The sequence below is a fragment of the Streptomyces sp. NPDC059455 genome, assembly GCF_042750115.1.
GTDB classification, from domain to species: domain Bacteria; phylum Actinomycetota; class Actinomycetes; order Streptomycetales; family Streptomycetaceae; genus Streptomyces; species Streptomyces endocoffeicus.
The window spans coordinates 1-17,787 of the sequence record NZ_JBHYVB010000222.1 but is presented as its reverse complement, the minus strand read 5'-3'; the positions used below and the strand labels follow the sequence as shown (position 1 = coordinate 17,787).

Sequence of the window (17,787 nt, the reverse complement as noted above, 5' to 3'; positions counted from 1 at the left end):
CGGTACCGGTTTCAGCGGGGCCTCAGCTTGCCCGTGCCATCCTGACCGCGTGCGCATACTGGTGGTGGAAGATGACGCCCGGCTCCGCGAGCTGCTCACCGAGGGTCTGGAGCAGGAGGGTTTCACCATCGAGACGGCGGCCGACGGGCTGAGCGGCCTGGCGCTCGCCCGGTCCGGCGAGTACGCGGCGATCGTGCTGGATGTGATGCTCCCCGGGTGCTCCGGCTATCAGCTGTGCTCGCGGCTGCGCGAAGAGGGCGACTGGACGCCGATCCTGATGCTCACCGCCAAGGACGGCGAGTACGACGAGGCCGATGGGCTCGACGTGGGCGCGGACGACTATCTGACCAAGCCGTTCTCCTTCGTGGTCCTGATCGCCCGGGTGCGCGCCCTGGTGCGGCGCGGCGGGCTGGACCGGCCCGACGTGCTGGAGCTGGGCGATCTGCGGCTGGAGCCCGCGGCGCTGGCCTGCGCGCGCGGGACGGACGAGGTCACGCTCACGGCCAAGGAGTTCGCCGTGCTGGAGTACCTCGCCCGGCGCGCCGGGCAGGTGGTCTCCAAGTCCGAGATCGTGCAGAGCGTGTGGGACGCCGCGTACGACGGCGGGGCGAATCTCGTCGAGGTCTACATCCGCAGTCTGCGCCGGAAGATCGATGTGCCGTACGGACGGCGGTCGATCCGCACGATACGGGGCGCGGGCTATCTGCTGGCCCGCGACGGAGGGTGAGACAGTGGGGCACACAGCGGGCTCGATACGCGTCGCGGACGCGGAGCACATGGCGCACGGGCAGCGGGAGTCGGAGGGCACGCGGACCCACCGCCCGCGCCTGACCTCCGGGTTGAGCGTGCGTGCCAAGGCCGTGCTGGCGGCCGCCGGGACCGTGGCCTTCGCGATCGCGCTGTGCATGCTGGCCCTGGTGCTCGCCCTCCAGCACAACCTCCGTGCCAGCGCCGACCTGGACGCCAGGAACGCCGCCGTGGCGATCAAGGGCCAGCTGGGGAAGACCCGGGTCATGCCCCAGCGGGCGTACATCGTCGCCCCCAGCGCGGTGACGATCAAGGACGCCGCCGGCCGGACGGTCACCGCCGCGACCCCGACGAACGCCGCCTCGCAGGGTTCGACCGGGTTCTTGAGGCTCCCCACCGAACCCCCCGAAATCGCCAAGCCCACCGAACCCGCCGAGCCCACCGAGCCCACCGAACCCGCCAAGGCCGGGCAGCCGTACAGCGTGACGGTGAGCCCCTCGACCACCTCCCTCGACAGCGCCACCGGGCTGCTGCTGCGCCAGGCCGCCCCCGCGGCCGCCGGTCTGGTGCTGTTCGTGGCGGGGCTCACCTGGCTGCTGGTGGGGCGCGCGCTGCGCCCGGTCGCCGCGATGCGGCAGGAGTTCACCGAGATCACCGAGCGCGATCTGCACCGCCGGGTGCCGGTGCCCCGGGCGCGGGACGAGATCCACCGGCTGGCCCGGACCATGAACGCCACGCTGGACCGGCTGCACCGGGCCATGACCCGGCAGCGGCAGTTCGTGGCCGACGCCTCGCACGAGCTGCGCAGCCCCATCGCGGCCGTACGCGCCCAGCTCGAGCTGGTCCTGGCCCGCCCGTCGCGCACCGACTGGCCGGTCGCCGTGCACAAGGCGCTGCGGGACACCGACCGGCTCCAGGCGGTCGCCTCCGATCTGCTGCTGCTCGCCCGGCTCGACGCGCAGGAGGCGCCGGCCAAGGCCGCGGTGGACCTCGGCGCGCTGGCGGCCGAGGAGGTACGGCGCCACCCGGGCGCGCTGACGATGGACCAGCCCACGACTGCCGGGGAGCCGACGGCCGGGGAGCCGACGGCCGGGGACCCGACGGCCGGGGACCGTCTCACGAAATCCGGGAGCCGGGACCGGGCCGCCGTCGTGACCGGCAGCCGGGTGCAGCTGTCCCGGCTGCTCACCAACCTCGCCGACAACGCCCGCCGTCACACCCGTACCAGCGTCTCGATCACCGTGGCGGTCCAGGGCGGCATGGTCGAGCTGGCCGTGGACGACGACGGCCCCGGCATCCCCGAAAGCGACCGCGAGCGCGTTTTCGAGCGGTTCACCCGGCTGGATGATGCCCGGGCCCGCCAGGACGGCGGCACCGGTCTCGGCCTCGCCATCGCCAATGACATCGCTCACGCCCACGGCGGCACCCTTACGGTGCTCACCAGCCCGCGGGGCGGGGCTCGCCTGCTGTTGCGCCTGCCCCGGGCGGCGTAGCCGAACCCCGACCCCGGTGCGGACACGGCCGCCCAGTCGTGAGAGTTTGGCAACTACCGGACCAGACTGATCAGTTGGTCAGTAGTATCTGCCCTTTCTTGGCCGTGTCCCAGATGGAGGTGTCGAAGGTGCTGTCGGGGACGGGGGCCGTCGTGCTGGCCGCGTCCGCGGTGCTGGTACTGGTGTTATCACTGTGCCTCACCTGGGTGGTCAGACTTCGCCGCGCGCTCGCGGAGGCGCGTAGGGCGATCGAGCGGGAACGAGCCGTTTCCGAGCGGGAACGAGCCAACGCGGCCGAAGAGCGGGCGCTGGCGGCCGAGCGCGGCGAGGAGGTCGCCCGGCTGGCCGCCGTACAGACCGATCTGGACGAGGCGGCGCGCCGGGAGCGGATCCTGCGCGACTCCGTCCAGGCGTCGTTCGAGTCCGTGGCCCGCAATATGCACGCCATGTCGATGGTGCAGCAGCAGGTCCTCGACGGCCTGGAACAGCATGTCGAGGACGCCGGGCTGATGGGCGAGGTCATGAAGGCGGACCACGCCGCCGCCCAGATGACCCGTAAGGCCCAGACGCTGCTGGTGATGTGCGGGATCTGGCCCGCGCGGCGGGAGACCCGGCCGGTGTCGCTCTTCGACTGTGTGCGGGGCGCGCAGTCGCGCATCGTGGAGTTCGGCCGGGTGGACGTCCACGGCGGTCAGACCCTCTACGCGGTGGCCCCCGCCGTGGAGGGCCTGATGCACGCGGTGGCCGAACTCCTGGAGAACGCCACCGTCTTCTCCCCCTCCCGCACCCAGGTCGCGGTCGCCATCCGCGAGGTCGCCGCGGGCGCGGTCATCGAGATCGACGACGCGGGGCTCGGAATGCCGCCGGACGTACTGGAGAAGGCCGTGGACCAGCTGCGGGACGGTCTTGACCTGGCCCAGCTGGGCGCGGTGCCCCGGCTGGGCCTCGCCTGTGTGGGGCGCTGGTCGCGGGAGCTGGGCTTCGGCGTCGAGCTGTCCACGGCGTCGGCGTACGGCGGCACACGGGTGGTGGTCTTCGTACCGCACCGGCTGCTGACCGAGCAGACGAGCGCCGTACGGGCGGCGGACCACACGCCGGTGGTCGTGGAGCCCGTGGTCGTCGGCACGGTGAACCAGGACGCGGGCGGTGCGGGGCTCGGCCCGGCCGCCGCGGACCCCGCCGGGAGCGGCCTGCTCAACGGCATGTCCGTGGACGACATCCCCGACATCCCCGACGCGCCCGATGCCCCCGCCCCCCTCGGCACCGGGCTGCCCCGGCGCCGCAACCGCCGCCGCCCGGCCTCCGGAGCCGCGTCGGCTTCCCCCGCCCCCTCAGCCGACGTGATCGACCCGGCCACCGCCTCCGGCGCCGCGGCCCGCGCCGCACCCACCCCGCCGGCCGCGGCGGCCCCCTGGACACCCGAGGCCGCCCGCGCCTCCATCACCAGCGTCGTCTCCGGCACCCGCCGCGGGCGCGCGGAAGCGGAGGCGGAGGCCGTACCGCCCGAGGATGAATCGAGTCCGGACCGAGAAGACCGAGAGGGAGGCCGGTAGTGGCCGGAACCATATCCAGGTTGCCCGACGTTGGATGGATGCTGCGTCCGCTGACCGGGATCCCCGGGGTGCGGCACGCCGTCGTCGTCTCGGAGGACGGTCTGCGCATGGGCCATGACTCCGCCGAGGGGCTGACCGGCGAGGTGTCCCGGCTCGGGGTGGCCGAGGCCGAGTCGCTGGCCGCCGCCTGTGCCGCGCTCACGGTCACCAGCCAGTCCACGGTGTCGCTGCTGTTCGGCGACGAGGCCGGGGTGCGGCAGCTGATGATCGAGTCCGACAGCGGGTTCGTGCTGTTCACCTCGGCCGGTCAGGGCGCCTCACTGGGGGTGGCCACCGACACGGAGGCGGATGTCGGCCTGGTGGCTCAGCAGATGCAGTTACTGGTCGCGAAGATCGGTGCCCATCTGAGCAGCCAGCCGCGGGAGCCGATGGGCCGCCCGACGTCATGAGCCAGCCCGGCGAGGAACGCACCACGGCCGCGGTGCGCCCCTATGTGATCACACGGGGGCGTGCCGGTTCCTCACGGGATGCTCTGCCGCTGGAAACGCTTGTCGTGGCGTCCGGGAGCGCGCTGCCGCCGCATCTCCAGCCCGAGTACCGGCGGATCGCCGACTTCTGCCAGGGGCTGCTGTCGGTGGCGGAGGTCGCCGCCCATCTCGGTCAGCCACCGGCCGTGGTGCAGGTGCTGCTCGCGGATCTCATCGACTGGGGGCACATCGTGGCGCGTCCGCCGATCCGGGTGGTCAAGCGAAAACGTGCCGATTTGGACTTGCTGAGGAAGGTGCTCGATGGGCTTGAGAGCAAGCTCTGAGATCTCGATGGCCGGTACGGACGGCGCAACCAGGACCGACCACACGGCCCACCCGGGCCACGCGGACCGCACGACCCGCACAGACCACACCAACGAGACAGGCGAGACGGACGAGACGGGCGATACGGACGACATGGATGACATGGACGACACCCCCGTCATGTACGTGGAGTCCAGCGTGGCCGGGGCGGCCAAGATCCTGGTGGTCGGCCCGATGGGCGTCGGCAAGACCACGCTGATCGGCACGGTGTCGGAGATCAAGCCGCTCTCCACCGAGGCGACGATGAGCCAGGCCGGGGCGCGGCTCGACACCAAGGTGCGGCCGTCGAAGACCACGACCACCGTCGCGCTGGACTTCGGGCGGATCACCCTGGGCGGCGAGCTGGTGCTGTACCTCTTCGGCACCCCCGGCCAGCAGCGGTTCCTCCCCGCCTGGAAGGACCTGGCGCGCGGTGCGCTGGGCGCGCTCGCGCTGGTCGACACCCGCGATCTGGAGGCGTCCTTCGACGCGATCGGGCATCTGGAGGACCTGGATGTGCCGTTCTCCGTCGCCGTCAACGCCTTCCCGGACAGCACGCCGCACAACGAGGACGATCTGCGCTCCGCGCTCGATCTGCTCCCGCACACCCCGCTGGTCATCTGTGACGCCCGGGAGCACAAGTCCTCGGTTCAGGCGCTGATCTCGCTCGTCTCGCATCTGATCGAGACACTGACGGAGGCGTCGTGACCGCCCGAACCGCCGCCCGGGTGCCGCTGCACGGGACCGCGCTCGACGGTCCGCTGACCGAGCTGTACGAGCGGATGCGGCGCGACCACGGTCCGGTGGTCCCGGTGGAGATCGCGCCCCGGGTCGAGGCATGGCTGGTCATCGGCCACCGTGAGCTGCTCCATCTCACCCGCGACGAGCAGTACTTCTCCCATGACCCGCGCCGCTGGACCCCGCTGCGCGAGGGCCGGGTGGCGGCCGACTCGCCGCTGATGCCGCTGGTGGGCTGGCGCCCGGCGCTGCTGTTCGCGGACGGCACGGCGCACCGCCGGATGCGCTCGGCGGTGGCCGACGCGCTGGGGCGGGTCAACGGCCATGAGCTGATCCGCAGGGTGCGGGCCACCGCGGAGCGGCTGGTCGCCGGGTTCGCCGACCAGCACGCGGCGGATCTGGTGGAACAGTACGCGCGGCTCCTGCCGCTGCAGGTCGTCACCGAACTGCTGGGCCTCGACGAGGAGAACGGGGCCCGGCTGGTCGAGACGCTCACCACGATCGTCGCCCCGACCGTGGCCGCCACCGGCGCCAACAAGCGGATGGGCCAGATCCTGCTCCAGCTGATCGCCGGGAAGAAGCGGCGGCCGGGCGCGGATCTGACGTCCTGGCTGCTGGAGCACCCCGTCGGGCTCAGCGACGAGGAGGTGCTGCACAACCTTGTGGTGATCATCGTCGCGGGCAACAACACCACCGTGAACTGGATCGCCTCCACGCTCCAGATCCTGCTCACCGACCCCGCGTTCCGCTCCTCGCTGGCCCGCGGCCATCTCACCGTGGACGACGCCCTGGACCTGGTGCTGTGGCGCCAGCCGCCCACCCAGAACTTCCCCGGCCGCTACGCCACCCGCGATCTGCGCTTCGGCGGCCAGGACATCCGCGCCGGGGACATGCTCATCCTGGGCCTCGCGGGCGCCAACGCGGACCCGGAGGTGCTGCCCGAGGACGGGCGTCCGGTGGTCGGCAACCGCTCGTACCTCGCCTTCGGGGCGGGCCCGCACGGCTGCCCGGCGCGGGATCCGGCCCGGCTGATCACCCGTACCGCCGTGGACACGCTGCGCCACCGGCTGCCCGATATGGAGATCGCGGTGCCGGAGGAGCAGCTTCCGTGGATCACCTCGCCGTGGTCCAAGGGCCTGGCCAAGCTGCCGGTGCGGTTCTCCGCGCCGCAGCTGGCCGCCGATGCGTCGGGCTCGGGTTCGGCTTCGGCTTCGGGCTCGGCTTCGGCTTCGGCTTCGGCTTCGGGCTCAGCGGCCCCGGGCTCAGTGGCCCCGGCCTCCGGCTCACCGGCAACGCCCCTCGACTGACCACCGGTCCCGACCCCCGACTCCCCCGCAGGAGACAGCAGATGACCGACGGCCGATGCCCCGTGCCGCACGCCGACCCCGCCGCACCGCACCGCCTGGACCCCACCGGGGCGCGCCAGCACGCGGTGAACGAAGAGCTGCGGGCCCGCGGAGCCGCGGTCCCGGTCCTGCTGCCCGGTGACGTACCGGCGTACGCCATCACCCGGCACGAGGAACTGAAGGACTTCGTCACCCACCCCGACGTGGCCAAGAACGCCTGCCACTTCGCCGCGCTGCAGAACGACGAGCTCCCGCCCGGCTGGCCGATGCGGACCTTCGCCACCGTGCGCGGCATGATCACGGCGGATGGCGAGGACCACAAGCGGCTGCGGTCCCTGGTGACCCGGGCGTTCACCCCGCGCCGGGTGGAGGCGTTACGCCCGGTGGTCCACGAGCTGACCGGCACGCTGCTGGAGCGGCTGGGCGAGGCCGCCGCGGCCGATCCGGACGGGGTGGCCGATCTGCGCCGCCACTTCGCGCTGCCGCTGCCCATGAGCGTGATCTGCCAGCTGCTGGGCGTCGACGACCACTACCAGGACCGGCTGCACGAGCTGTCCAACGAGATCGTCTCCACCCAGACCGCGCCCGACCGGGTCCCGGCCGCCAACCGCGAGATGGTGGCGATCCTCGGCCAGGTGGCCGCCGCCCGGCTGCAGGACCCCGGGGACGATCTCACCAGCGCGCTGATCGCGGTCCGTGAGGAGGACGGCGACCGGCTCAGCGAGGAGGAGCTGATCGGCACGCTGATGCTGACGATCATCGCCGGGCACGAGACCACGCTCAATCTGATCACCAACGCGGTGCGGGCGCTGTGCAACCACCGCGATCAGCTGGATCTGGTCCGCTCCGGGGCCGCGAGCTGGGGCGATGTGGTCGAGGAGACGCTGCGGTACGACAGCCCGGTGTCCTTCTTCCCGTTCCGCTACACCACGAGGGACCTCCCGGTCGGGGACGCGGTCATCCCGCAGGGCGCGCCCGTGCTCATCTCGTACACCGCCGCCGGGCGCGACGAGCGGGCGTACGGCCCGGACGCCGGCCGCTTCGACGTCACCCGGGGCGCACGCCACCTGTCCTTCGGCCACGGCGCCCACTTCTGCCTCGGCGCCCCGCTGGCCCGCATGGAGGCCGTGATCGCCCTCGAGGCCCTCTTCACCCGCTTCCCCGCGCTGGATCTGGCGATCCCCGACGAGGAGTTGGTCCCCCACCCCAGCTTCGTCGGCAACAGCCCGCGGCGGCTCCCCATCCGGCTGGGGACGCCCGGGGCGGCTCACAACGGCTGAGGGGGCGCGCTGAGGGCAGCGTTGCCTACGGGAAACGGCGGGGATGCGGTCGGGTAACAGGCGCCCCGCAGGCTTCCTGGCATGGAGTCGTACAGGGAGCCGATGAGCCCGCGCTGCCGCCGGGTGGTGATCGTCGGCGGCGGGATGGCGGGCACGAGGCTGGCGCAGCAGCTGGCCGCACATGCCGTTGGCGTGGGTGCGGGTTCCATCGAGGTCACGATCATCGGTGAGGAGCCGCACCCCGCGTACAACCGGGTGCTGCTCGCCGAGGTCCTCGCCGGGCGGTACGCGCCGGAGATCATCGCGCTCCCCGCCCCCGCCGCCGGGGTGCGGCGGCTCAGCGGGGTGCGGGTGGTGCGCATCGACCGCCCCACGGCGGAGGTGGTGTGCGACGACGGCCGCCGCGTGCCGTACGACGCGCTGGTGCTGGCCACCGGCTCCAACCCGGTGCTGCCGCCGCTGCGCGGCCTGTTCGAACCGGACGGCCAAGACCTCCCGGACGGCGTCCACGCCTTCCGCACCATGGACGACTGCCTGGCGCTCGGCGCGGCCGTACGGCCCGGGGCGCGGGCCGTCGTCATCGGCGGCGGCCTCCTCGGCGTCTCCGCCGCGCGTGCGCTGGCCCAGCGCGGCGCCCAGGTGGTCCTGGCGCAGCAGAGCGAGCACCTGATGGAGCGTCAGCTGGACCCGGGCGCGTCGGGGGTGCTGCGGCGGCATATGGCGGCGCTGGGCGTGGAGGTCCACACGGAGTGCCGCGTCCGCGGTCTGCGCACGCGCGCGGTGGACGGCGAGGTCGGGGGCGGGCGCTCAGTGAAGGCCGTCGAACTGGCCGACGGATACGCCCTGGAGGCGGACCTGGTCGTGCTGGCGTGCGGGGTCCGCCCACGGGTCGGGCTGGCGCGGGCCGCCGGGGTGGAGGTGGCGCGGGGGATCGTGATCGACGACGAGCTGCGGACGAGTGACCCGCGGGTGTTCGCGATCGGCGACTGCGCGGAGCACGCGGGGGTTGTGTACGGCCTGGCGGGCGCGGCGCAGGAGCAGGCGGACGTGCTGGCGGGCCTACTCTCCCCCACCCCGCCCCTCCCCGAACCTCAGGGGCTCCGCCCCCAAGACCCCCACGAAGACTCCGCCCCCGCCCCCCGCCGGGGCTCCGCCCCAGACCCCCACCAGGGCTCCGCCCCCAACCCCAGCCAGGACTCCGCCCTCGGACCCAGCCGGGGCTCCGCCCCAGACCCCGACCGGGGCTCCGCCCCAGGACCCCGGCGGGACGCCGCCCCTAACCCTCACCCGGGCTCCGTCCCAGACCCCCACCAGGGCCACGCCCTCAAACCCGCCAGGGACTCCGCCCCCGAGCCCGACCGGGGCTCTGCCCCGGAACCCGCACCTGCGGACCGGTTTGTGGGCAATCGTTCCGCGGAGGGGGCACCTCCCAGCCGTAGCTGGGGGAGGAACGGGTGGGCACAAACCGGCCACCGGGCCGCACCCGGCAGCGAGACCCCGCCCCGCGACACGGATGCCGCCCCCGCCCACCACGCTGCGTGGGCACAAACCGGCCACCGGGCCGCACCCGGCAGCGAGACCCCGCCCCGGTACCACGGCACCCGTACGCTCACCCGGCTAACGCTCACCGCAGCGCCCCACTCGGCCCCCGCAGCCACCACCGCAGCACCCGATGGGCATTCCGCCCCCGGCCCCCTCGATCTCGCCGCTTTCGGCAACCCCACCCCCGCCCCCGGCGACGACGTCATTCACCTCACCGACGCCACCCGCAACACGTACCGCAAAGTCGTGGTCCGTGGTGACCGCCTGCTCGGGGGCATTCTTCTCGGCGATCTCGGCACCGTCGGCGCGCTCGCCCGCACCTGGGAGAGCGACGAGCCGCTCCCCGCCACTCCCTTGCTCCACCTGCTGACCAACGATGGAGGGTCCTGACGATGAGCGCATCGAATCCCCGAACCGCCGAAGCCGCCGAGAACGCCGCACCCACCATCGTGCTCGTCGGCCACGGCATGGTCGGACAGCGGTTTCTCGAAGCGCTGGCCGAGCGGAAGGTCACGGAGACCGCCCGCGTCGTCGTCTTCTGTGAGGAGCCCCGTCCCGCCTATGACCGCGTCCAGCTGACCTCGTACTTCTCCGGGCGCACCCCGGACGGGCTCTCCCTCGTCGAGGACGGCTTCATGGCGCGTCACGGCATCGAGTTGCATCTGGGCGACCCGGTCGAGGGCATCGACCGCGACGCCCGCACCGTGACCGCCCGGTCCGGGCTGACCATCGCCTACGACGCGCTCGTGCTGGCCACCGGCTCGTACCCGTTCGTCCCGCCCGTGCCCGGCAAGGACAGCGAGGGCTGTTTCGTCTACCGGACCATCGAGGATCTGCTCGCGATCGAGGAGTACGCGAAGGACCGCTCGTCCGGCGTCGTCGTCGGCGGTGGGCTGCTCGGTCTCGAGGCCGCCGGTGCGCTCAAGGGGCTGGGGCTCACCACCCACATCGTGGAGTTCAACCCGCGTCTGATGGCCATCCAGGTGGACGAGGGCGGCGGCGCCGCGCTGCGGCGCACGGTCGAGGACATGGGTCTGATCGTGCATACCGGCGTCGGCGGTAAGGAGATCACGGCGGACGGCGACGGCGCGGTCACCGCCATGACGCTGTCCGACGGTTCGTCCATCGACACCGACCTCGTCATCTTCTCGGCGGGCGTGCGCCCCCGCGATCAGCTGGCCCGCGACTGCGGCCTGGACGTCGGCGAGCGCGGCGGCATCGCGGTGGACGAGACGTGCCGCACCAGCGATCCGGCGGTGTACGCGATCGGCGAGTGCGCGCTGGCCGCCGACGGCCGGGTGTATGGGCTGGTCGCGCCCGGTTATGAGATGGCCGAGGTGGCGGCCCGCGAGATCGCCGATACGCCGGACGGCGAGGGCTTCACCGGCGCCGACACCTCCACCAAGCTCAAGCTCCTCGGCGTCGACGTGGCCAGCTTCGGCGACGCCCACGGCACCGCGGACGGCTGCCTGGACGTCGTCTACTCCGACTCCCGCTCGGGCGTCTACAAGAAGCTCGTGGTGGGCGCCGACGGCGCCCTCCTCGGCGGGGTGCTGGTCGGCGACGCCGAGTCGTACGGCATGCTGCGCCCCCTCACCGGCTCGGTGCCGCCCGTGAGCCCCGAGCAGCTCGTCCTCCCGGCGGGGCTTGGCGCGCCCGCCGCCCTCGGCCCCTCCGCGCTGCCGGACGAGGCGGTCATCTGCAACTGCCACAACGTCACCAAGGGCGCGATCCGTTCGGCCGTCAGCGACCACCACTGCACCACCGTCCCGGAGGTGAAGAAGTGCACCAAGGCGGGTACGGGCTGCGGCAGTTGCGTCAAGGCGCTCACCTCGCTCGTCAACGACGAGCTCGAGGCGGGCGGGGTCAGCGTGGACCAGGGGCTGTGCGGCTGCTTCGCGTACACCCGCGCCGAGCTGTACGAGATCGTCCGCACCCTGCGCATCACCACCTACGCCCAGCTGCTGGACAGCCACGGCCGGGCGGAGGCCCGGGAGGGCGACGGCTGTGAGGTGTGCAAGCCCGCCGTGGCCTCGATCATCGCCTCGCTGGCCCCGACCCTGGGCGCGAGCGGCTACGTCCTGGACGGCGAGCAGGCGGCCCTCCAGGACACCAATGACCACTTCCTGGCCAATCTCCAGCGCAACGGGTCGTATTCGATCGTCCCCCGGATCCCGGGCGGGGAGATCACCCCGGAGAAGCTGATCGTGATCGGCGAGGTGGCCCGGGACTTCGGGCTCTATACGAAGATCACCGGCGGTCAGCGGATCGACCTCTTCGGCGCCCGGGTGGACCAGCTCCCGCTGATCTGGACGCGGCTGGTGGACGCCGGTTTCGAGTCGGGCCACGCGTACGGCAAGGCGCTGCGCACCGTGAAGTCGTGCGTGGGCCAGACCTGGTGCCGCTACGGAGTGCAGGACTCGGTGCGGATGGCCATCGACCTGGAGCTGCGCTACCGGGGGCTGCGCTCACCGCACAAGCTCAAGTCGGCCGTCTCCGGCTGTGCCCGCGAATGCGCCGAGGCGCGCGGCAAGGACTTCGGTGTGATCGCCACGTCCAACGGCTGGAACCTGTACGTGGGCGGCAACGGCGGGGCCGATCCGCGCCACGCCGATCTGCTCGCCCAGGACCTGGACGACAAGGAGCTGATCCGGCTGATCGACCGGTTCCTGATGTTCTACATCCGCACCGCGGACCGTCTGGAGCGCACCTCGGCCTGGCTGGAACGGATCGAGGGCGGCCTGGACCACGTCCGCGAGGTGGTGGTCGAGGACTCGCTCGGGCTGGGCGCCGAACTCGAGGCGATGATGGCCGACCATGTGACCGGCTACCGCGACGAGTGGGCCGAGACCCTGGGCGACCCCGAGCGGCTGCGGCGCTTCGTCTCCTTCGTCAACGCGCCGGGCGCGCCCGACCCGACGGTGAAGTTCGTGCCCGAGCGCGACCAGGTCAAGCCGGACCTGACGATCCTGTCAGGCCCCACCCTCCCCGTCCGTACTCTCGAAGGGACTGCCAGCCGATGACCATGGCACCCATGACGCCGATGGCAGCCACCGAGCGGACCGCGGTCCGCGTGGAACTCCTCGTCGACCAGCGGTGGTTCACCGTCTGCGAGCTGACCGACCTCACCCCCGGGCGCGGGGTGGCCGCCCTGCTGCCGGACGGCGCCCAGGTGGCGGTCTTCCTGGACCGCTCGGGGCGGGTGTACGCGATCGCCAACCGCGACCCGTTCACCGGGGCGTACGTCCTCTCCCGTGGGCTGCTGGGCTCGGCGGGCGGGCGGCCGTTCGTCGCCTCCCCGCTGCTGAAGCAGCGCTTCGACCTGGAGACGGGGCGGTGCCTGGACGACGAGGAGGTCGTCGTCCAGGCGTACGCCACCCGTGCGCGGGCGGCCGCGGACGAGGTGTCAGCCCAGGTCGCGTGAGACCAGCACCCCGCACTGGACGGGGTCGCTCGCACAGCCGGCCGTCCCCGCCGCGAGCACGCCCTTCGTCCCGGGGACGCCCGCGACGCCGAGCACCGTGGACATCTCGCTGTGCTCGGTGACGTCGGCGGGCAGCTCCTCGGTCGCCCACTCCGTACCGGTCCAACGGGTCAGTACGGAGTGGGGGTTGCCCGGGGCCCAGCCGGCGATCCAGAGCCGCCCGGCGCCGTCCGCGCCCGCGGCGTTCGCCTCGCCGAATGGGAGCGCGGGGAGCGACTGCCAGCGGCTGCCGGTCCAGCGGGTGGCCATGGTGGCCGTGGGCGACTGCGGGTCGTTGGTCTTCCCGACGACGTAGACCGAGTTACGGCCGGTGGCCACGGCGTGGTTGGCCACCCAGCCGGTCGGGTGCTCACCGGGGGCCGGCACCTCGCGGACCGTCCAGCCGCTGCCGTTCCAGTGGTACAGCAGCGGTACGGACACCTCGCCGGTCATGGCGCTCGCGGTGACCCAAACGTCGTCCGGGCCGGTGCCGGTGATGTCCCAGGGCTGTACCTCGCCACCGCCGGGGGCGGCGGGGAGGGACACCTCCTGCCACGCGGAGCCGTTCCAGCGCTCCAGCCGGGAGACCTGGGTGTCGCCGTTCGGATCCCAGTCGAAGCTGGTCAGCCAAGCCGACTTCGTACCGAACGCGGCCAGGTCGCCGACGAAGCTCAGCGACCCCTCGGCGGGGGCCGCGTGGCCGACCTTCGTCCACTTCCTGCCGTCCCAGTGCTGCAGCACGATCGGCGCGGAGGTGTTGTCGGCCAGGCTGCCGGCCGCCCAGGCGTCGTCGGGCGCGGCGGCGGCGACCTTCTCCAGCTGGGCCGGTTCGCCGCCGGTGGGTGCGGCGGGTACGTCCGTCCATGTGCCGCCGTTCCAGTGCCTGATCAGGGGGGCGGGCCCGTCGGCCCCATCCGTCCGGCGGCCCACCGCCCAGGCGTCCTTGGCGCCGGTCGCGGCGACGTCCCAGAACTCCCGCGAGGCGGTCTCGCTCAGCGGCGTCCGCAGCTTCCACGGGGTGTCGGCACGGGCCGCCCGGCCGGACCGAGGCGCGGGCCGCCGGGCCGGACGAGGCGCTGGGCGCGGTGCCGGGCGCGGTGCCGGGCGCGGCGTTCGCGGGGGTGCCGAGGGTGGCGAGCGTGCCGAGTGCGACCGCGCACACCGCGACCGCCGTGCGCAGCCGCGTCCGGCGGGTTCCGGGCCGGGTCGGTCGGTCCTGCGGTTCTGTCCTTGACTTCCTCCCTCTCGCGAGCGAGAGGGATTCCTACGGCTCGCGCCGTGGGACTTCCTGCTTCGTCACCGACTGCCCCGTCCGGGAGGACTCCCGTTGAGGTCTTACACCGGCTCCACAGGCCGATACCGCCAGTCCGGCGGCCAGAAGGTTCTTCGCCGCGTTCACGTCCCGGTCGTGGTTCGTGCCGCAGCCGCACGTCCAGGTGCGGACGCTGAGCGGCATCCTCTTTTGCAGGGTGCCGCATGCGGAGCACAGCTTGGAGGAGGGGAACCAGCGGTCGACCGCGATCACTTCGCGGCCGTACCAGGCGGCCTTGTACTCCAGCATGCTCCGGAACTGCGACCATGCCGCGTCGGAGATCGCCCGGGACAGCTTGCCGTTGCTGAGCATGTTCCGGACGGTGAGGTCCTCGATCACGAGCGTTTGGTTCTCGCGCACGAGTCGAGTGGTGAGCTTGTGCAGATGGTCACGGCGACGGTCGGTGATCCGGGCGTAGACCTTGGCGACCTTGCGGCGTGCCTTGGCCCGGTTGGCGCCGTCGCCCCGGGCCTTGCGGGCGAGGTTGCGCTGGGCGCGGGCGAGGCGGGCGCGGTCGCGCCGCTCGTGCCTGGGGTTGGCGATCTTCTCCCCCGTGGACAGAGTGAGCAGATGGCCGAGCCCGGCGTCGATACCGACCGCCGAGCCGCCGGCGGGAAGCGGCTGGACGGCGGGGTCCTCGACCAGGAGCGAGACGAACCAGCGCCCGGCCGCGTCCTGAAAAACGGTCACCGTGGACGGCGCCGCGCCTTCCGGCAGGGGCCGGGACCAGACGATGTCCAGCGGCTGGGCCATCTTCGCCAGCGTCAGCTTCCCGTCCTTGAACCGGAACGCGCTGGAGGTGTACTCGGCGGACTTGCGGGACTTCTTGCGCGACTTGAACCGCGGGTACTTCGACCGCTGGGCGAAGAACGCGGTGAACGCCGCCTGGAGGTGCCGCAGGGCCTGCTGGAGCGGAACCGAGGACACATCGTTGAGGAAGGCCAGCTCCTCGGTCTTCTTCCACGCCGTCAGCATCGCGGACGTCGCGTTGTAGTTGACCCGCTCCTGACGCAATGTCCACGCCTCGGTACGGGCCGCGAGCGCCATGTTGTAGACCTTCCGCACGCATCCGAACGTGCGCGACAGCTCCACTGCCTGCGCATCGGTCGGATAGGAGCGGTACCGATACGCCCGCTTCACGCGAGTGGGCATTACTCACAAACTAGCACACCGAATTGTGACTCCCTGACGGACTGTCGGGAGGGGCGCCGAATCGCCCCGGCGGCGCGTGCCATGTCAGTGCTCCTTCACTGTCGATTTTGGGCGGGTGTCGCGGGGGTCGCGAGACAGTCCAACGGCCTCCACGGCCCGCCCCAGCCGCCGTCTGGCCCGGTGCAGCCGCACCGAGAACGTGGCGGTGGAGCAGCCCAGGACGCGTGCTGCCCGTCTCGGGCCGAGCCCGTGTCAGGCCACCAGCGTCAGCAGTTCGCGGTCGGCGGCGGACAGCCCCGCCAGCGCTTCCAGCGCCACCGCGCGCTCGGCCACCCCCGCGGCCACGTCCTCGACCTGGGCGCCGGAGGTGATGAGGCGCTGGGCCTCCCGATCGGCCAGGGCGTACTGCCTGCCGTCGCGGCGCCGCAGCTCGCGGGTCAGATTGCGAGCCACGCCGAGCAGCCACGGCAGCGGTGGCGTGGGGATGTCCCGCATCCGCCGCCAGGCGACCGTGAAGGTCTCGCTGGTGATGTCCTCACCGACCTGCCGGCCCACCAGGCCGGTCGCGTAGGCCAGCACACGGGGATGACACTCCTCGTAAAGGTCCCGAAAGCGTTGGGCGTCGGTCACGCCGTCTCCTCATCTCGGCTCTCTCACCATGCAGTGGTCGAGGGCGGCGCTTTCTTACACCCCGGGGAGAGGGGATTCCGGGGCGGCGAGGTGCCCGGGACGATGGAGGCGGGCCGTGCGGCGCTGCGTAAGCCGCGGCGCTACGTAAGCCACGGCGCTACGTAAACCGCGGCGCTACGTAAACCGCGGCGCTACGTAAGCCGCGGCGCTGCGTAAGCTCAGGAGCTTGATGGGGACGTCCCTCTCTCGTCTCTTCACGTCTGATCCGGTTTTCCGGAAGACTTCTGCAAGGTTCCGAGGGCGCGTCCCCGGGAAGCAAGAGGCGGGGGTGGCTCCCGTCAACGGAGGAGGCGGTAATGGCTACGGAGAGCAGGGGCACCGAGGGCGGCGCCCGGCCCAAGGTGACGATCACGGCCATCGCCCAGGAGGCCGGGGTGTCGGTACCCACGGTCTCCCGGGTGGTCAACGGCCGTTCGGATGTCTCGCCCGAGACCCGGGCCCGGGTCGAGGACCTGCTGCGGCTCCACGGCTACCGCCGCCGCCAGAGCGCGCCCGGCGATCGCGCCGCCCTGGTGGACCTGGTCTTCAACGACCTGGACAGCCCCTGGGCGGTGGAGATCATCCGGGGCGTGGAGGAGATCGCGCACCAGGACGGCGTGGGCACGGTGGTCTCGGCGATCCACGGCCGCGCTGGCTCCGCCCGGCAGTGGCTGAAGAACCTGCGGGCCCGCGCCTCGGACGGGGTGATCCTGGTGACGTCCGTACTGGAGCCGATGGTCCACGAGGAACTGCGGCGGCTGAACGTGCCGATCGTGGTCGTCGACCCGGCCGGCTCACCGGCGCTCGACGCGCCCACCGTGGGGGCCACCAACTGGGCGGGCGGCATGGCCGCCACCGAACATCTGCTGAGCCTCGGCCACCGCCGCATCGGCCTGATCGCCGGCCTGCCGCGGCTGCTGTGCAGCCGCGCCCGGCTGGACGGCCACCGCGCGGCGCTGGAGGCGGCGGGCGTGCCGTTCGACCCGGCGCTGGTGGCGCAGGGCGACTTCTACCACGAGTCCGGTTTCCACGGCTGCGACCAATTGATGTCCGCCCCCACCCCGCCGACCGCCATCTTCGCCTCCAGCGACCAGATGGCGCTGGGCGCGATCGAGGCGCTGCGGCGGCGGGGGCTGCGGGTTCCGGAGGACGTGAGCATCATCGGCTTCGACGACCTTCCGGAAGTCCGCTGGTCGGCGCCCCCGCTGACGACGATCCGCCAGCCGCTCGCGGACATGGGGAAGTTGGCCGCCCGTACGGTGTTGCGGCAGGCGCGGGGGGAGGAGATCGAGTCCCCGCGGGTCGAACTGGCCACCCAACTGATCATCCGAGCCAGCACGGCCCCACCCACCGAGGGCTGACCCCGCAAGCCCCGCCCCCCAGGGGCTGCCCCAGGCCCCACCCGCCGGGGGCTGCTACCCCACCCCGCCCCTTCCCGAATCAGGGGCTCCGCCCCCGACCCCCCGCCAGCACTGACCCCCAGGCCCCACCCGCCGGAGGCTGACCCCGCAAGCCCCACCCGCCGGGGACTAACCCCGCAGGCCCTGCCCACCGGGAGCGGACCCCAGGCCCCGCCCGCCGGGGACTAACCCCGCAGGCCCCACCCGCCGGAGGCGGACCTCCAGGCCCCACCCGCCGGGGGCTGCTACCCCACCCCGCCCC

15 protein-coding genes and 1 pseudogene are annotated in these 17,787 nt (G+C 72.7%); 13 read left to right on the top strand and 3 right to left on the bottom strand.

The annotated features are described in order from the left end of the window. Nucleotides 1-49: 49 nt before the first annotated feature. The 12 genes and pseudogenes from ACFXB5_RS45260 (at nt 50) to nirD (ending at nt 12,953) form a co-directional block, all read left to right on the top strand. Nucleotides 50-727 (top strand): response regulator transcription factor, encoded by a 678-nt coding sequence (locus tag ACFXB5_RS45260; protein ID WP_385219745.1) that lies wholly within the window; start codon nt 50-52, stop codon nt 725-727. A gap of 4 nt (nt 728-731) precedes the next feature. Then, a complete protein-coding gene (locus ACFXB5_RS45255) occupies nt 732-2,240 on the top strand; it encodes a sensor histidine kinase (protein WP_385219744.1) in 1,509 nt (502 codons plus the stop codon). A gap of 104 nt (nt 2,241-2,344) precedes the next feature. After that, entirely contained in the window at nt 2,345-3,793 is a 1,449-nt protein-coding gene (locus ACFXB5_RS45250) for an ATP-binding protein (RefSeq protein WP_385219749.1), read from the top strand. Further along, on the top strand, nt 3,793-4,242 hold the full coding sequence (locus ACFXB5_RS45245) for a roadblock/LC7 domain-containing protein (protein WP_121824213.1): 450 nt from the start codon (nt 3,793-3,795) through the stop codon (nt 4,240-4,242). The genes ACFXB5_RS45250 and ACFXB5_RS45245 overlap by 1 nt, the downstream gene beginning before the upstream one ends. Further along, nucleotides 4,239-4,604, top strand: coding sequence for a DUF742 domain-containing protein (locus ACFXB5_RS45240; protein WP_020871498.1), 366 nt, complete (start codon nt 4,239-4,241; stop codon nt 4,602-4,604). Before ACFXB5_RS45245 ends, ACFXB5_RS45240 begins: the two co-directional genes overlap by 4 nt. Continuing rightward, nucleotides 4,588-5,331, top strand: a complete 744-nt coding sequence (locus tag ACFXB5_RS45235) for an ATP/GTP-binding protein (protein WP_385219742.1) — start codon at nt 4,588-4,590, stop codon at nt 5,329-5,331. The genes ACFXB5_RS45240 and ACFXB5_RS45235 overlap by 17 nt, the downstream gene beginning before the upstream one ends. Next, complete coding sequence (locus tag ACFXB5_RS45230; protein ID WP_385219740.1) at nt 5,328-6,668, top strand: cytochrome P450; 1,341 nt, start codon at nt 5,328-5,330, stop codon at nt 6,666-6,668. The genes ACFXB5_RS45235 and ACFXB5_RS45230 overlap by 4 nt, the downstream gene beginning before the upstream one ends. A gap of 41 nt (nt 6,669-6,709) precedes the next feature. After that, the gene (locus tag ACFXB5_RS45225) at nt 6,710-7,987 is read left to right on the top strand and encodes a cytochrome P450 (RefSeq protein ID WP_385219738.1); all 1,278 of its coding nucleotides are present in this window, start codon (nt 6,710-6,712) and stop codon (nt 7,985-7,987) included. Nucleotides 7,988-8,068: 81 nt separating this feature from the next. Continuing rightward, nucleotides 8,069-9,064, top strand: a pseudogene (locus tag ACFXB5_RS45220) (NAD(P)/FAD-dependent oxidoreductase); the annotation flags it as partial. A 321-nt stretch (nt 9,065-9,385) separates the two neighbouring features. Further along, a complete protein-coding gene (locus ACFXB5_RS45215) occupies nt 9,386-9,919 on the top strand; it encodes a hypothetical protein (protein ID WP_385219748.1) in 534 nt (177 codons plus the stop codon). Nucleotides 9,920-9,921: 2 nt separating this feature from the next. After that, the gene (nirB, locus tag ACFXB5_RS45210; RefSeq protein WP_385219736.1) at nt 9,922-12,552 is read left to right on the top strand and encodes a nitrite reductase large subunit NirB; all 2,631 of its coding nucleotides are present in this window, start codon (nt 9,922-9,924) and stop codon (nt 12,550-12,552) included. Beyond that, nucleotides 12,549-12,953 carry a nitrite reductase small subunit NirD gene (gene nirD, locus ACFXB5_RS45205; protein ID WP_385219734.1) on the top strand — a complete coding sequence of 135 codons (405 nt, stop codon included), beginning with the start codon at nt 12,549-12,551 and terminating at the stop codon, nt 12,951-12,953. Before nirB ends, nirD begins: the two co-directional genes overlap by 4 nt. Here the strand turns inward: nirD and ACFXB5_RS45200 are convergent. From ACFXB5_RS45200 to ACFXB5_RS45190, 3 genes are all read right to left on the bottom strand, one after another. Beyond that, the gene (locus ACFXB5_RS45200) at nt 12,936-13,922 is read right to left on the bottom strand and encodes a hypothetical protein (protein ID WP_385219733.1); all 987 of its coding nucleotides are present in this window, start codon (nt 13,920-13,922) and stop codon (nt 12,936-12,938) included. The genes nirD and ACFXB5_RS45200 overlap by 18 nt on opposite strands. 334 nt (nt 13,923-14,256) lie before the next feature. Beyond that, complete coding sequence (locus ACFXB5_RS45195; RefSeq protein ID WP_385219731.1) at nt 14,257-15,456, bottom strand: RNA-guided endonuclease InsQ/TnpB family protein; 1,200 nt, start codon at nt 15,454-15,456, stop codon at nt 14,257-14,259. Between the two features lie 252 nt (nt 15,457-15,708). Beyond that, complete coding sequence (locus ACFXB5_RS45190; protein ID WP_385219729.1) at nt 15,709-16,086, bottom strand: RNA polymerase sigma factor; 378 nt, start codon at nt 16,084-16,086, stop codon at nt 15,709-15,711. Between the two features lie 356 nt (nt 16,087-16,442). Between ACFXB5_RS45190 and ACFXB5_RS45185 the strand changes: the two genes are divergently transcribed. Next, a complete protein-coding gene (locus ACFXB5_RS45185; RefSeq protein WP_385219727.1) occupies nt 16,443-17,486 on the top strand; it encodes a LacI family DNA-binding transcriptional regulator in 1,044 nt (347 codons plus the stop codon). Nucleotides 17,487-17,787 lie beyond the last annotated feature (301 nt).

What these genes read in the sequence shown, in the direction of transcription:
- ACFXB5_RS45225 (WP_385219738.1), top strand. Translation starts at nt 6,710, where the DNA reads ATGACCGACGGCCGATGCCCCGTGCCGCACGCCGACCCCGCCGCACCG.
- nirB (WP_385219736.1), top strand. Translation starts at nt 9,922, where the DNA reads ATGAGCGCATCGAATCCCCGAACCGCCGAAGCCGCCGAGAACGCCGCA.
- ACFXB5_RS45185 (WP_385219727.1), top strand. Translation starts at nt 16,443, where the DNA reads ATGGCTACGGAGAGCAGGGGCACCGAGGGCGGCGCCCGGCCCAAGGTG.
- ACFXB5_RS45240 (WP_020871498.1), top strand. Translation starts at nt 4,239, where the DNA reads ATGAGCCAGCCCGGCGAGGAACGCACCACGGCCGCGGTGCGCCCCTAT.
- ACFXB5_RS45195 (WP_385219731.1), bottom strand. Translation starts at nt 15,456, where the DNA reads ATGCCCACTCGCGTGAAGCGGGCGTATCGGTACCGCTCCTATCCGACC.
- nirD (WP_385219734.1), top strand. Translation starts at nt 12,549, where the DNA reads ATGACCATGGCACCCATGACGCCGATGGCAGCCACCGAGCGGACCGCG.